This is a genomic window from Frankia casuarinae (assembly GCF_000013345.1).
In the GTDB taxonomy this organism is placed as follows: Bacteria; Actinomycetota; Actinomycetes; order Frankiales; family Frankiaceae; genus Frankia; species Frankia casuarinae.
In genome coordinates this window covers 3321502-3335503 of sequence record NC_007777.1, presented here as the reverse complement: position 1 = coordinate 3335503, position 14002 = coordinate 3321502, and the positions used below count along the sequence as shown (strand labels likewise).

The window sequence follows — 14002 nt, the reverse complement described above, 5'->3', positions numbered from 1 at the left end:
GCCGTCAACGTGCGGATAAACTGTGCGGATAATCAGTTCCGGGTCAGGCCGTCCGGAGGGCGTCGTGGACGATTGCGGCGACCTGCTCGGTCTCGATCAGAAACCCGTCGTGCCCGCGCCGCGAGTGGACGACGCGCAACGGCGCGCCGACGCGCTCGGCGATGTACTCCTGCAGATGGAGGGGATAGAGCCGGTCGGAGTCGACCCCCGCGACGGTGAACGGCACCGGGCAGGACCGTAGCGCCGACGCGCGCCCCCCGCGCCCCCGGCCGACGTCCTGGGTCATCATCGCCCGGGTCAGTGCGACGTAAGTGCCGGCGTCGAACCGAGCGGCCAGCTTGCCGGCATGGTGGTCGAGGTAGGAGGCGACCTCGAACAACCCGTCGGGCCGGGTCCGATCCGCGAACCGCTCCTCCAGTTCGGCCTCGCTGCGATAGCTGATCTGGGCCACCCGCCGGGCCAGACCCATGCCGGCGTCCGGGCCGCGTCCGCCGGGCCGGCCGTGGTAGTCGCCGCCGTTCCAGGCCGGGTCGTCGATGATCGCACGAAGCTGCACCGCGGACAACCCGATCTGCTCCGCCGTCGCAGCCGCGCCGCAGGCCAGGACCACGGCGTGGTCGACCCGGTCGGGATGGCCGACAGCCCACTCCAGGGCCCGCATGCCCCCCATCGAGCCGCCGACCACCGCGGCCCAGCGCCGGATGCCGAGCGCGTCGGCGACGGCGACCTCCACCGTGACCTGATCGGAGATCGTGATCTCGGGCCATCGGCCGCCCCAGGGTCGGCCGTCCGGCGCGGGACTGGCTGGCCCGGTCGTGCCCTGACAGCCGCCCAGCACATTCGGACAGACCACGAAGAGGCGATCGGTATCGAGGGCCCGCCCAGGCCCGATCAGGCCATCCCACCAGCCTGGGGTGGGATGGCCCGGCCCGGGCGGGCCGACGGCGTGACTGTCCCCGGTGAGCGCGTGCAGGACCAGCACCGCGTTGGTGGCCGCGGCGTCGAGGCGGCCCCACGTCTCGTAGGCCACCGTCACGCCGGGCAGGATGCCGCCGCGTTCCAGCTGCAGCGGTCCCGGCAGGTCGACGAACCGGCGCCGTCCCACCGGGTCGATCCCGGCGCGCCATGCCCCGGAGGCGGGCGGTGGCGTCGGCGGTATCGGTTGGACCGTCGGCGGTATCGGTTGGACCGTCGGCGGTACCGGTTCGACCGAAAGGGCCGCACCGGTGCCACGCGACTCAGCTCTTGGCCGCACGGAACCCGGCATCGAGGTCGGCCAGGATGTCGTCGATCCCCTCGATGCCGACCGACAGGCGGACGAGATCCGGGGTGACCCCGGTCGCGGTCTGCTCGGCCTCGGTGAGCTGGGAGTGCGTCGTCGTCGCGGGATGGATAATCAGTGAGCGGACGTCGCCGACGTTCGCCAGATGGCTGAACAGCTCGACCCCCTCGACGAACTTCTTCCCGGCCTCGGCGCCACCGACGATGCCGAAGGACAGGATCGCGCCGGCGCCGCGGGGGAGCACCTTCTGCGCCCGGGAGTACCACCGCGACGATGGCAGGCCCGGGTAGGCCACCCAGCTCACCTCGTCGCGCGCATCGAGCCACTCGGCGACCCGCCGGGCGTTCGCGGTGTGCCGCTCGATCCGCAGCGACAGCGTCTCCAGACCCTGGAGCAGCAGGAACGAGTTGAACGGGGAGATCGCCGGGCCGAGGTCGCGCAGTAGCTGCACTCGTGCCTTGGCGATGTACGAGCCGTGACCGAGCGCGTCCCAGTAGACTAGACCGTGGTAGCTCGGGTCGGGAGTGGTGAAGTTCGCGAACCGGCCGGAGGCGCCGAAGTCGAACCGGCCGCCGTCGACGATGACGCCGCCGATCGCGGTGCCGTGGCCGCCGATGAACTTCGTCGCCGAGTGGACGACGATGTCCGCGCCGTGCTCCAGCGGCCGGTACAGATAGGGCGTCGCGAGGGTGTTGTCAACGATGAGCGGGATCCCGTGCGCGTGGGCGACCTCGGAGATCCCGACGGTGTCGAGGACGTCGCCGCGGGGGTTGCCGATCGTTTCCCCGTAGAACGCCTTCGTGGTGGGCCGTACCGCCGCCCGCCACTCCTCGAGATCATCGGGATCGCCGACGAAGGAGACCTCGATGCCCAGCTTCGGCAGGGTGTAGTGGAACAGGTTGTACGTCCCGCCGTACAGGCTGGCCGAGGAGACCACGTGGTCGCCGGCCTCGGCCAGGTTCAGGATCGCCAGCGTCTCCGCGGCCTGCCCCGACGCCGCCGCGAGCGCCCCGATCCCACCTTCGAGGGCGGCGATGCGCTGCTCGAAGACGTCCTGAGTGGGGTTCATGATCCGGGTGTAGATGTTTCCGGGCTCACCGAGGGCGAACAGAGCGGCGGCGTGGTCGGTGTCGCGGAAGACGTAGCTGGTGGTCTGGTAGATCGGCACGGCTCGGGCGCCGGTCGCCGGGTCCGGCTGGGCTCCCGCGTGGATCTGCTGGGTCTCGAACGACCAGCTCTCGGTGCTCATAGGGTGATTCTCCCCGGGTCGAAGTCGGTGTTCGGTGTCAGTGGTGTTGGCGGTGTTGGCGGTGTTGGCGGTGTCGGCGGTGGGGTGCCGGCGTGTCGGCGGTGTACTGGGCGCCGGCGTGTCGGCGGTGTACTGGGCGCCGGCCGTGGGGCGCTGGCCGGGCACCGATGCCTCTGCGACTAATCCGCGATGGCTGTCCTCGTCCGCGGTTCCTCACGGTTGCTCGCGCGGTGCGGCGGTGGACGGTCCGGCTGCCGAACCGGGCCGCTTCCCCGGGGCCCGGTCGGAATGCCTAAGATCGTGTGGTACGGAAAAGGTCAGGAGCCTGGACACAGCCCGTCGAAGGCGGCCGTGCGGGATGGGTGACCATTCGGTGTACCGATGTTCGGGCATCCCCCCGAACATCGCAGAGCGGCGCGCAACCGTCCCGGATATCCGGCATACGACCTCACGGCTTCGACGCTAGCAGCGTGTCGGGTCGTTGTCCGCGGCGGGTGCAGATTTTCCACCGGAGAAGTGAACAATCGCAGGCGCGGGATGGGCTCTGGACCGTGCTCGAGGCCGTGCCCCGGGCTGCCGGGGGAGTCGAGGGCGGCCCGGGCGGGGTGCGGGGACGGTCCCGGCCGGCAGGCCGCCGGCCATACACGTGAAGCCGAGGGCGACCGGGATCTTCGCGCAGGGCGCGCACCAGCACGCCGGTCCTCATTTCCGCTACGACCACAGCACCTAGTTACGGCAATCGAACATGAGTTCGACATCGGGGGTTGTGTGATCTACGCTTGATCCATGACCATCACTGCCGGCCCGGCCCTCGGGCAGCATTTGGTGCCGTCGGGTTTGGCGGTAGTGGCCGAGCAGGTCGGCGGCCTGTTGGACGCGCCGGTGTGGTCGTTGTCGGATGCCGAGTTGTACGGCGCCCTGGACGACTGTTCGGTGGAGCTGGCCCGCCTGGCCGCGGTACGGCTCGCGCTGGTGCGAGAGGCCCACGGCCGGAACCTGGCCGTGCGGGAGGGGGCTACCAGCACCGCGGCGCTGCTGCGGGAACGGCTGCGGATCCGGCCGGGGGACGCCCATCGCCTGGTCGATCTGGCCCTGGCCCTGGCCGTGGACGGACCGCTGAGTGCCACCGGTGCGGCCCTGGCCGCCGGCGCGATCACGGTCGAGCAGGCGGTCGAGGTCCGCACGACGATCCGTTCTCTCCCCCGCGGCCTGGACGCGCAGGTGTACACCGCGGCGGAGGCATCCCTGCTGGAGCTGGCCCGGATGTTCGACCCCCGCGAACTGGCCCGTCTTGGCCGGCACCTGCGGGAACAACTCACCCGCATCGACACCAGCCCCGGCGGCGACGGCCCCGCCAACACCGGCAGCCAGAACGGCGACCGTGAGGGCGCCGACTCCGGCACGTCTCCCGGCCCCGCAGGGGGCCCGGCCGGCGATGACAACCAGAACCCCGGCAACGACAACCAGGATTCGGGCAACGGCAACCAGGATTCGGGCGACGCCCCCGCGGATCGGCGCGGCCTGTGGATCACCGATCTGCCCGGGGGTAGCACCCGTATCACCGGCGAACTCGACGCCGAAGCCGCCGCGCTCCTACGCAGCGCACTTGACCCGCTGGCCAAACCCCGCCCCGCCGACGACGGCACCCTCGACCCCCGCACACCTGCACAGCGCCGCGCCGACGCCCTCGTCGACCTCCTTCACCGCACCCTCGCCACCGCAGCCCTGCCCGTCACCGGCGGCGTGCGCCCCCACCTCACCGTCACCGTCTCCTGGACGGCACTACTCGGCCAGGGAGGTACGCCCGCCACCACCAGTTGGGGTCAACCCCTGCCGGCCAGTGTCCTGCGCCGGCTGGCCTGTGACGCCACGGTCACCCGCGTCGTCTTCGATGCGGCGAGCGTCCCCCTCGACGTCGGACGGGCCCACCGCACCGCACCCGCGGACCTACGCCGCGCCGTCATCGCCCGAGACGTCTGCTGTTCATTCCCGGGGTGTGATCGGCCGCCGTCATGGTGCGAAGTTCACCACGTTCGTCATTGGATAGACGGTGGAAGAACCTCACTTGACAATCTGGTACTACTGTGTGGATATCATCACAGGCTCATCCACCATCACGGCTGGATCGTCCGAATCGGCCACGATCGCCGGCCCGAATTCATCCCTCCGCCCTGGGTCGACTCCGACCAGATACCCCGACGCAACCCCTACAGCCGACATACCTCCGATCTCCTCCGTGCGGCAACAGTTGCATAGACCGGCTCATAGCTGAAGGAAGGTCCGAATTTGAAGGACCAGCTCAAAAACCTCCAGAATATCCTCGCTCGCGCTGCCGTGAACGGCGCTACACGACGAGCCTGTCGTCCGACTTCCCGGAGTGGCTCGCGTGGCGCCGTCGCCAGCACCACCTGGCCGCCAGGTGCGCGCCGCCAGGTATGCGCCGCCGGCGGCTCCAGGGCTCGCGTACAGGAGTCTCCGGGAGAGGGTCGCCCAGACCGCCACCATGGTCAGCAGTCCGGTGACGGCTTCGCCCAGCGGCCACGGCGCCGCGGCCACGGCGCCGAGCCCGGTGTGGCAGGCGGTGTGCTCGCCGTCCTCGAACTCGACGGACGCGCGGCCCGGTTCCGGCTGGAGAAGACCGAGCCGGACGGCACCCCCGGCGGCCTCGATCCGGTGCTGGTGGCGGATCTCGCGCCGGCGAGGTGATCCGTGGACGGGTCAGGGGGAGAACGATCCGGGTACCTACTCGTTCCGTGTCCGTGTCCTGGTCCTGGTCCCCGGCGTCGACTGTGACGCCGACGTCGCCCTCGATGATGGGTGTCCGACAGTCGTCACGGCCGTCCCCGGCGCGGGCCACTTGACCGTCGTCGTGGCCAGGTCGCGGGGGTAGACGGTTCTGAATGTCGTACCGGTGGTCTGTTCGATCGCTGTTGCGGAAAGTGTGTTCTGGTGGGTTCCGTCGAAATGGACGCCGTTCCACGGCATGATGGTCGAACTCGCGGGTAGATTCAGGGCGGTCAACGCGGAGCGGACCAGTTCACGATCCGTACTGCCCGCGTCATCGATTGCCTGCGCGATCGTGGTCATGGCGGTGAAGGCCTCGGCCGCATTCTCGGTCATCGGCGCCCCGAAATCGTGCAGATAGCGGTCGATTACTCTCGCGGCCAGCGGATTGGCCCGGGCGATGGGCATCGACCAGGCGACCTGGCGGCTGACCCGATCGGCGAACTCGGGAACCGCGGCGAGTCGGGCGGCCTCCGCCGGGTCGCCGTACACGACAACCGCGGGCGGTATGTATCCACCATCCCGGAAAGTGTTTCCCAGAATTGCGCCCTGACCGGGAGAAATATTCGTCAGTACAATGTCGGGTGCAGTGGCTTGCAGGGCGCCGACAGCGGCGGCCAGATCGCCCGTACCCGGCTGGCCCGTACCCGGCTGGTAGGCCACGCTCGCCACGATCGGGTAACCGGTCTCCTCGGCGAACTCCGCCACGGTCGCCTGCATATCGAGGCCGGTGGCGTCGTTGGTGTAGAGCAGGGCGACGCGTCGGCGTTCCTGGCCCGGCTGCTCGGCGTCACGCAGCAGGGACAGGAAGGCGCCGCCGTAGTCGGCCGCGTCGGGTCCGATCCGGAAGAACCAGCTCAGCCCACGTTCGGTCAGCGCCGTCAGCGACGGGCCCCCGCTGACGAACGGGATCCGCAGGCGTTCGGCCCGCTGGCTGGCTTCCAGGGTGGCGTCGGGGGTGAACGCGCCGACGATGCCCACGACGCCGTGGTCGGTCGCCAAGCGTGACGTGGCGTCCGCGGTCTGGCGCGGATCGCTACTTGTATCCAATGTCACAACAGAAAGGTGGGCCCGGCCGGCTGGCCCCCAGAGGTCTCTGGTCCCGTCGCTCGCCCAGCTTTCGCCGGCGTTGATGAGACGGCTGGCGAGCTCTGCTCCGCGTTGTGCGTCACGCCCCGTCTCGGTATCGCCATGGGTCATGGGGGCGAGCAGTCCGATCTTGACCTCGCCGGAAACTCGGGCCGGCTCGGCTTTGCCACCGCTACCACAGGCGGCCAGCACGACCGCGGAGAGAAGCGCAAGGCCCGCGACCGTGCTTCGAAACCCGTGGATCATCGTGCTCCCGCATGCCCGGCTCGGTGAGGAGTGAAAGCTGGCAGTGGCCAGCGGCGACACTAGTTGTTTGTCGGACAACAACCGCAGCCGGGCTGTCCAGCAGCGCGGGTGATTGACGGGGCCAATCGTCAGGCGAGCCTACTGGCGACCCCACCGGCGGCGACATCGGGCGCCCACATAGTCTTTGCCGGCCAAGGCATAGTCTTTGCCGGCCAGGGCCGGGACTGGCCTGGCGGGACAGTTCCAGAGGGCGATCCGAGAGGGCGAGAGGTACGGATCTCGTGGTCCAGCCGGGAAGAAGGCGGGTCGCGGCGGATGACCCGCCGGGCTCCTCTGCCGAGAGCCGGCATTGTGGCGCGGGCACACCCGGGGACCGGGAGCAGCCATCCCCGGTGCGGCGTCGGCGGCACTCGGCGGGGGCCGTGACCGTGACCGTGACCGGGGCCGTGACCGGGGCCGCGGCCCCCGCCGTGGCTACGACCGGGGCGGGGGAGTTCCGATCGCGTCCGTGGCGGCGGCTGCGCCTGCACGACCTCCCCGTGCGCGGGAAGCTCTTCGCGGCCTTGGCGGTGCCCATGGCGGCCTTCTTGGCGGTAGCGATTCTCGCCGGCGTGACCTGGCTGTCCGACGCGGCCAGCTACGGTCACGGGGTGACCTCGGCGAGGCTCGGCCGGGATGTGACCGCGGCGGTGCACGAGATGCAGCTCGAGCGGGACCTCGCCGCGGGCTTCATCATGAGCGGGCGTGGCGCCGCCCCGACCAGCAGGGCGCTGGCCGACCGGCTGAACACCGAGCAGCGTGTCGTGGACAAGGTGCTAACCCGTTTCCAGGCCTCGCTGGGGTCCTCCTCCGGCCGTCTCGGCCGAGGGGCCTCCCCGCTGTCCGTGCGGGTGCGGCAGAGCATCGCCGCACTGCCCGCGCTGCGTCAGGCCGTCCGGGGCGGGAAGCTGCCCATCGGCGCGATCCTGAGCGAGTACTCGACCACGATCAGCCGCCTGCTCGCCTTCGACCGCCGGATCGGGCAGGACCGGGACGACGACGAGCTCCGCTACGCCACCACGGTCCTCAATGACCTGTCGACCATCAAGGAGATCAACTCCCAGATCCGCGGTCAGCTCTACGCCGCGGCCCTCACCGGCCGGTTCGAGTTCGGCGCCGCCGAACGGATGTCCGGTCTCCTCGCCGAGGAGCAGACGGCCCAGGACGCGTTCCGCGCCGCAGCCCGACCCAGCGACCGGACCCGCTATGATCAGATCGTCAACGGTCAGGCGGTGCTGACGGTCAAGCGCACCTCCGACCGTGCCATCCAGCGTCAGCGGCTGCCCGACCTCGGCATCGATCCCGACCAGTGGTTCGCGGCCAGCACCACCCACATCGAGCTGCTGCGCACCGTCGAGACCGGACTGCTCGACGACGTCATCGGGTCCGCGAGCGACCTGCGCTCCACCGCCTGGGAGCGAACCGCCATCCTCGGCGCGCTGATCATCATTATCATGGCCGGTGCGATCGTGTGGACGCTGGCGATCGCGCGCACGATGACCGGCCCCCTGCGCAGGCTGCGGACGGGCGCCCTCGACGTCGCCCACGAGCGCCTTCCCCGCCTGATCGAGCAGCTGCAAACCGCGTACCCGGACCAGGTCGACACGACGATCCGGTCCATCGCCGTCGACTCCCGCGACGAGATCGGCGAGGTCGCGCGCACCTTCGACGAGCTGCAGCACGAGGCGGTGCGGCTGGCCACCGAACAGGCCGGCCTGCGGCGCAACGTCAACACCCTGTTCCTGAGCCTGTCCCGGCGCAGCCAGAGCCTCATCGAACGGCAGATCGCGCTCATCGACCGGCTGGAGGCCAGCGAGGAGAACCCCCTCCAGCTGGAGAACCTGTTCAAGCTCGACCACCTGGCGACCCGGATGCGCCGCAACAGCGAGAACCTGCTCGTGCTCGCGGGGGCCGGCCCGGGCCGGCGCCGGGCGGGTCCGGTACCGCTGGGTGACGTGCTGCAGGCCGCGATCGGCGAGATCGAGCAGTACGAACGGATCCAGATCATCGAGGTGCCGGAGGTGCAGGTTGCGGCCGACTCCGTCAACCACGTCGTCCACCTCGTCGCCGAGCTGTTGGAGAACGCCGCCCAGTTCTCCCCGCCATACCTCGCGGTCGACCTCGCGGCGTCCCGCCTTGACGACGGCGGATTGCTCATCATCATCGACGACGCCGGCCTCGGGATGTCGGAGAAGGAGCTGACCGCAGCCAACCAGCGGCTGGCCGAGCCTCCGGTGTTCGACTTCTCGATCGCCCAACGCCTCGGCCTGTTCGTCGTGGCCCGCCTGGCCGCGCGGCACGACATCGAGGTGCGGCTGGCACGCTCGGATACCGGCGGGGTTCGCGCGCTCGTCCATCTGCCCGCCGTGCTGCTCGTCGCGGGCAGCGCGTCTCGTGGCAGCGCGTCTCGTGGCAGCGCGTCTCATGGCAGCGCGTCTCATGGCAACGGCCTGGCGGCTCCCGGCCTGGCGGGGCCCGGTGCGACGGGCCTGAACGGTTACGGGCCTGCGGGGCCTGCTGGGCCTGCGGGGTCGCTCGGCGGTCCCGATACGCCGCCGGCCGCTCTCGGCTCCTACACCTCCTACACACCGACCGAGGAGTGGTTCCGGCCGCGCGGTGTCGATCTCGACGTCGTTGACGAGCTCGCCGACGACGCCGACCTGCCCACCGCGGCCGAGGCGGGTGGCGGGTCGCGTCCGGGCGCCGCCACGGGATCGGATGGCGGGGCCGCCCTGCCTCCGATAGAGGAGGCGGTGGCCGCGCTCCGTCGTCGGCGCGAGCGTGGGGCGGACAGAAGGATGCGCGCCGCCGCGGTGCGGTCGCCCGAGCCCTCCGAGCCCTCCGAGCCCTCCGAGGTCCCCGAGGTCCCCGAGGTCCCCGAGGTCCCCGAGGAGAAGTTCAACTGGTTCACGCGAGATCCGGCACCGTCGCGTTCCGCGGAGCGCATCCCACCCGCGTCCCTTGAGCCACCCGCGTCCCTTGAGCCACCCGCGTCCCTTGAGCCCTCAGCGGCCGGTGGGGCGGCACGGTCAGGCGGGGCGATAACCGTCGGTGGGGTACCGGGCTCAGGCGAAGCGGCGGTGAGTGACCATCCCCCCATCGGGCCAGACGGTCCCAGGACCCCCTCCGGGCTGCCGATCCGCGCCCCGCAGACCCACGGGCTCCTCGGCCCGGACCCGTTGGGCACACCCCCGTCCAGGTCCGCGACCGCTCGCCCCCCCGATGCCGGTCCCGACCTTTTCGGCCCGGCAGCGGCGCTCACGCCGGCCCCGGAACGGCAGACGGTGGCGCCCGAACGGATCCGCGGCCGCCTGAGCCGACTGTACGAAGGCGTTCACCATGCCCGTGGTGTCAAGGGAGACCCCTGACGAGCCTGGCGGGGACGGATGACCATCCGCACCCTTCCTGCCTGCGCGCGGACACCACACCGTCTGATTCGCACCGTCTGATTCGCATAGTCTGGAGGACGCGTGACCCGCGCGGATCCCGAGCATCCCTCGCTCGACTGGCTCGTCAACAACTTCGTCGACTTCGTGCCCGGCGTGGCCAATGCGATCGTCGCGTCCTCGGACGGGCATCTCCTCGCCGTCTGCACTGGTCTCCCGCGGGAGCGGGCGGAACGGCTGGGTTCTCTCGCGTCCGGTCTGTTCAGCCTGACCCTGGCCGCCGCCGACTTCGTGGACGGCGGCCACGTCACCCAGACCATCGTCGAGATGGCCCAGGGCTCGCTGCTGCTCATGGCAGTCGGGGAGGGGTCCTATCTGGCCGTGCTCGCCACCAACACCTGCGATATCGGGCTCGTAGGGTACGAGATGACGGTGCTCGTCGCCCGGACCCGGGAGGCGCTCACCCCGGCCCGCCGCGAAAGTGTGTGACCAGGTGTCCACCAGGTGACATCCCCCATGACCCCATACCCCTATGACCAGGTGATCAGGTGATCACGTGAACGGGGACGCGGTGGAGCCGTCGGGCGAGCTTGTGCGGCCGTACACGGCGACCCGCGGCCGGGCGCGCCCGTCCCGTCTGCTGGCGCTCGAGGCCATGGTGACCACGACACCGCTCGGCCGCGGGCGGCTGTCCGTCCTGCTTCTCGAACAGAAGTCGATCGTCGCGATGTGCGTGCAGCCTCAGTCGGTGATCGAGATCGCGGCCGAGCTGCGTTTGCCCGTGGGCGTCGTCCGCGTGCTCGTCGCCGACGCGGCGGCGGACCGCCTGGTAGAGATCTCCCAGCTCACCATGCCGACGGGAGCCCCGCAGCTCGAGTTGCTCGACCGGGTACTCGCCGGCCTGCGTCGCATCTGAGACGGCGCGCTCTGAGACGGCGCGCTCTGAGACGGCGCGGCATTCCGCGCCGCTGGGCTGGACAGAGCATTGAGCTTACGTGAAGCTTCGGATCGCGCTCATTCTGTCACGTCGCCTCAGAGGGACGATCGATATGATCCAAAAGCTGATGCCTCCCGTGTCCCGCCATCCGCTCACCCGCGCGCTCGTCACACGTACCCCCCTCGCCCGGGGGATCATCGATCGCTTCGTCGCCGGCCCGTCCGATACGGACGCGATCGCCGCGGTAGCCGGACTTGCCGACCTCGGCCTCCTGGCGACAGTGGATCTGCTCGGTGAGGACATCACCCGTGCGCAGGACGCGGCCGACACTCTGCTGGCCTACCTCGGGCTGCTCGACCTCGCCGACCGCGCGGGGATCGCCGCCGGTCTCGACGTCTCGGTGAAGCTGTCCGCGCTCGGTCAGGCCGTGCCCCGCGACGGCCGCAAGCTGTCATACGAGAACGCCGCCGAGCTCTGCGCGCGGGCAGCGGCGGCGAACGCGACGGTCACCCTGGACATGGAGGATCACACCACCACGGACTCGACGTTGGACACCCTGGTGGAGCTGCGTCGCGACTTCCCCTTCGTCGGCGCCGTCCTGCAGGCGCAGCTTCTGCGCACCGAGACGGACTGCCGTGACCTCGCCACCGCCGGGTCACGGGTGCGGCTGTGCAAGGGCGCCTACCGCGAACCGTCCGCCGTGGCCTACCAGGGACGTCCGGCCGTCGCCGCCGCGTACGCCCGCTGTCTGGGAATCCTGCTCACCGGATCGGGCTATCCCATGATTGCCACTCACGATCCCGCCCTCCTGAACCTCGCCGGCCGGTTCGCCGAGCACGTGGGACGCCTGCCCGCGACCTTCGAATACCAGTTGCTGTACGGGGTACGCCCGGGCGAGCAGCGGCGGTTGGCGTCGACCGGGGCCACGGTGCGGGTGTATGTGCCCTACGGGGCGGACTGCGTGCCGTACCTGACCCGGCGGCTGGTGGAGAGACCCACGAACCTGCTGCTTGCCGCCCGCGCGCTCCGGAGTCGGGCCTGAGACGCGGCGGGCCTGGGATTATGGGCGGGCCTGGGACGCGGCGGGCCTGGGACGCGGCGGGCCTGGGATTATGGGCGGGCCTGGGACGCGGGCTGGTTGGACGGGGGACGGAGCGTGCGACGGGACGAAGCAGAGCGCGTGGCGACCGGACCGGTGACGGTTCCGGTCGCGCGTAACGAACCGACCCGTTCCTACGCCCCGGGTAGCCCGGAACGTGCCAGTCTGCGGCGGGCCCTGCTCCGGCTGGGCGGTGAGCACATCGAGCTGACTAACACGATCGGGGGACACCAGCATCTCGGCGGCGGCCCGGCCCGCGACGTCGTGCAGCCTCATGCATACCGGCGGGTGCTCGGAACGCTGCGAGAGAGCACCCACGCGGACGCGGCCGCGGCGGTCGCCGCGGCGAAGAAGGCCGCCCCCGGCTGGCGGGATCTGGGTTTCGCGGGACGGGCCGCGGTGCTCCTGCGCGCCGCGGAGGCGCTCGCCGGCCCGTGGCGGGACACGCTGAACGCGGCCACCATGCTGGGCCAGTCGAAGACCTGCCAACAGGCGGAGATCGACGCCGCCTGCGAGCTGATCGACTTCTGGCGGTTCAACGTGATGTTCGCCGCCGAGTTGCTGGCCGACGTGCCGGCCAGCGGGATCGGGGAATGGAACCGGCTGGATCTGCGTCCACTGGAGGGATTCGTCTACGCGGTCAGTCCGTTCAACTTCACCGCCATCGCCGGGAACCTGGCGACCGCGCCGGCGTTGATGGGGAACACTGTCGTCTGGAAGCCGGCTCCCACGCAGGCGTTCGCCGCACATTTCCTGATGCGGCTGCTGGAATCGGCGGGGTTGCCGCCCGGCGTCATCAACCTCGTCGGCGGTTCGGGTGAACCGGTCAGCGACGTGGTGTTCTCCGACCCGGATCTGGCCGGCGTTCATTTCACCGGTTCTCCCGCCGTCTTCGCCCGGCTGTGGCGGGCGGTCGGCGAGAATCTGGACGGCTACCGTTCCTATCCGCGGATCGTCGGGGAGACCGGTGGCAAGGACTTCGTGGTGGCGCATCCCTCGGCCGACGTCGACGTGCTGCGTACCGCGCTGCTGCGGGGGTCCTTCGAGTACAGCGGCCAGAAATGCTCGGCGGCCTCCCGGGCGTACCTGCCCGCAAGCCTGTGGCGGCGCCTGGACGCCGAACTCGCCGCCGCGACCGAGGCACTGTCGGTGGGGGACGTCAGCGACTTCGACCATTTCACCGGTGCGGTCATCGACGCGCGCGCCTACGATCGCCTGGCCGCCGCGTGCACCCGCGCTGCCAGCGATTCGACCGTCACCGTTCTCGCCGGGGCACAGTGCGATGACGCTGTCGGCTGGTTCGTCCGGCCGACGGTGCTGCTCGGCACCGATCCCGGGCGGGAGTGGTTCACCCGCGAGCTGTTCGGCCCGATCCTGTCGGTTCACGTCTACGACGACAACCGGCCAGGTGCCTGGGACGACGTGCTGACACTGATCGATCGGACCTCGTCCTACGCGCTCACCGGTGCCGTCGTCGCGACCGACCGCTCGGCGATCGCTCGCGCCGAACACGTGCTGCGCTTCGCGGCCGGCAACTTCTACGTCAATGACAAGCCGACCGGGGCCGTGGTCGGCAGGCAGCCGTTCGGCGGCGCTCGCCGTTCCGGTACCAACGACAAGGCCGGTTCCGCGCAGAACCTGCTGCGCTGGGTCAGCCCACGGGTGATCAAGGAGAATCTCGCTCCGCCTGCCGACCACGTGTATCCCCACATGGGGCCCGGGGCCTTTGGCGCGTCCGGCGGTGGCGCGTCCGGCGGCGGTGGCGTGGGTGGGCTGCCGGACGACTCCGCCGGGGGTCCCCCGGCCCCTGACCGTGCCCCCTGACTGCGCCCCGTGTCCGTGCCCCCGGAATCCGGTAAACGCGCAGACGTTTCCCTGAGAGGATCTTAGA

General features: G+C 70.6%; 10 protein-coding genes. 7 read left to right on the top strand and 3 right to left on the bottom strand.

The features are described 5' to 3' along the window. Nucleotides 1-43 precede the first annotated feature (43 nt). Together FRANCCI3_RS14230 and FRANCCI3_RS14225 are read right to left on the bottom strand one after the other, a co-directional pair. On the bottom strand, nt 44-1267 hold the full coding sequence (locus FRANCCI3_RS14230) for a homoserine O-acetyltransferase MetX (RefSeq protein ID WP_011437218.1): 1224 nt from the start codon (nt 1265-1267) through the stop codon (nt 44-46). After that, nucleotides 1239-2531 carry a bifunctional o-acetylhomoserine/o-acetylserine sulfhydrylase gene (locus FRANCCI3_RS14225; RefSeq protein ID WP_011437217.1) on the bottom strand — a complete coding sequence of 431 codons (1293 nt, stop codon included), beginning with the start codon at nt 2529-2531 and terminating at the stop codon, nt 1239-1241. The genes FRANCCI3_RS14230 and FRANCCI3_RS14225 overlap by 29 nt, the downstream gene beginning before the upstream one ends. Before the next feature lie 786 nt (nt 2532-3317). Here FRANCCI3_RS14225 and FRANCCI3_RS14220 point away from each other — a divergent pair. Both FRANCCI3_RS14220 and FRANCCI3_RS28575 read left to right on the top strand, forming a co-directional pair. Beyond that, complete coding sequence (locus FRANCCI3_RS14220; RefSeq protein WP_023840764.1) at nt 3318-4787, top strand: HNH endonuclease signature motif containing protein; 1470 nt, start codon at nt 3318-3320, stop codon at nt 4785-4787. 315 nt (nt 4788-5102) lie between these two features. Then, nucleotides 5103-5237 (top strand): hypothetical protein, encoded by a 135-nt coding sequence (locus tag FRANCCI3_RS28575; protein WP_023840763.1) that lies wholly within the window; start codon nt 5103-5105, stop codon nt 5235-5237. Between the two features lie 36 nt (nt 5238-5273). Here FRANCCI3_RS28575 and FRANCCI3_RS14215 read toward each other — a convergent pair whose 3' ends face one another. After that, nucleotides 5274-6650 (bottom strand): ABC transporter substrate-binding protein, encoded by a 1377-nt coding sequence (locus FRANCCI3_RS14215; RefSeq protein WP_011437214.1) that lies wholly within the window; start codon nt 6648-6650, stop codon nt 5274-5276. A gap of 422 nt (nt 6651-7072) precedes the next feature. Between FRANCCI3_RS14215 and FRANCCI3_RS14210 the strand changes: the two genes are divergently transcribed. The 5 genes from FRANCCI3_RS14210 (at nt 7073) to pruA (ending at nt 13935) form a co-directional block, all read left to right on the top strand. Next, entirely contained in the window at nt 7073-10057 is a 2985-nt protein-coding gene (locus FRANCCI3_RS14210; protein WP_236701466.1) for a sensor histidine kinase, read from the top strand. A 102-nt stretch (nt 10058-10159) separates the two neighbouring features. After that, nucleotides 10160-10564, top strand: coding sequence for a roadblock/LC7 domain-containing protein (locus FRANCCI3_RS14205; protein ID WP_011437212.1), 405 nt, complete (start codon nt 10160-10162; stop codon nt 10562-10564). 67 nt (nt 10565-10631) lie between these two features. Next, nucleotides 10632-10991, top strand: a complete 360-nt coding sequence (locus FRANCCI3_RS14200; protein ID WP_011437211.1) for a DUF742 domain-containing protein — start codon at nt 10632-10634, stop codon at nt 10989-10991. A gap of 133 nt (nt 10992-11124) precedes the next feature. Further along, entirely contained in the window at nt 11125-12054 is a 930-nt protein-coding gene (locus FRANCCI3_RS14195) for a proline dehydrogenase family protein (protein ID WP_011437210.1), read from the top strand. Between the two features lie 138 nt (nt 12055-12192). Further along, entirely contained in the window at nt 12193-13935 is a 1743-nt protein-coding gene (gene pruA, locus FRANCCI3_RS14190; protein ID WP_200923100.1) for an L-glutamate gamma-semialdehyde dehydrogenase, read from the top strand. Nucleotides 13936-14002: the final 67 nt, after the last annotated feature.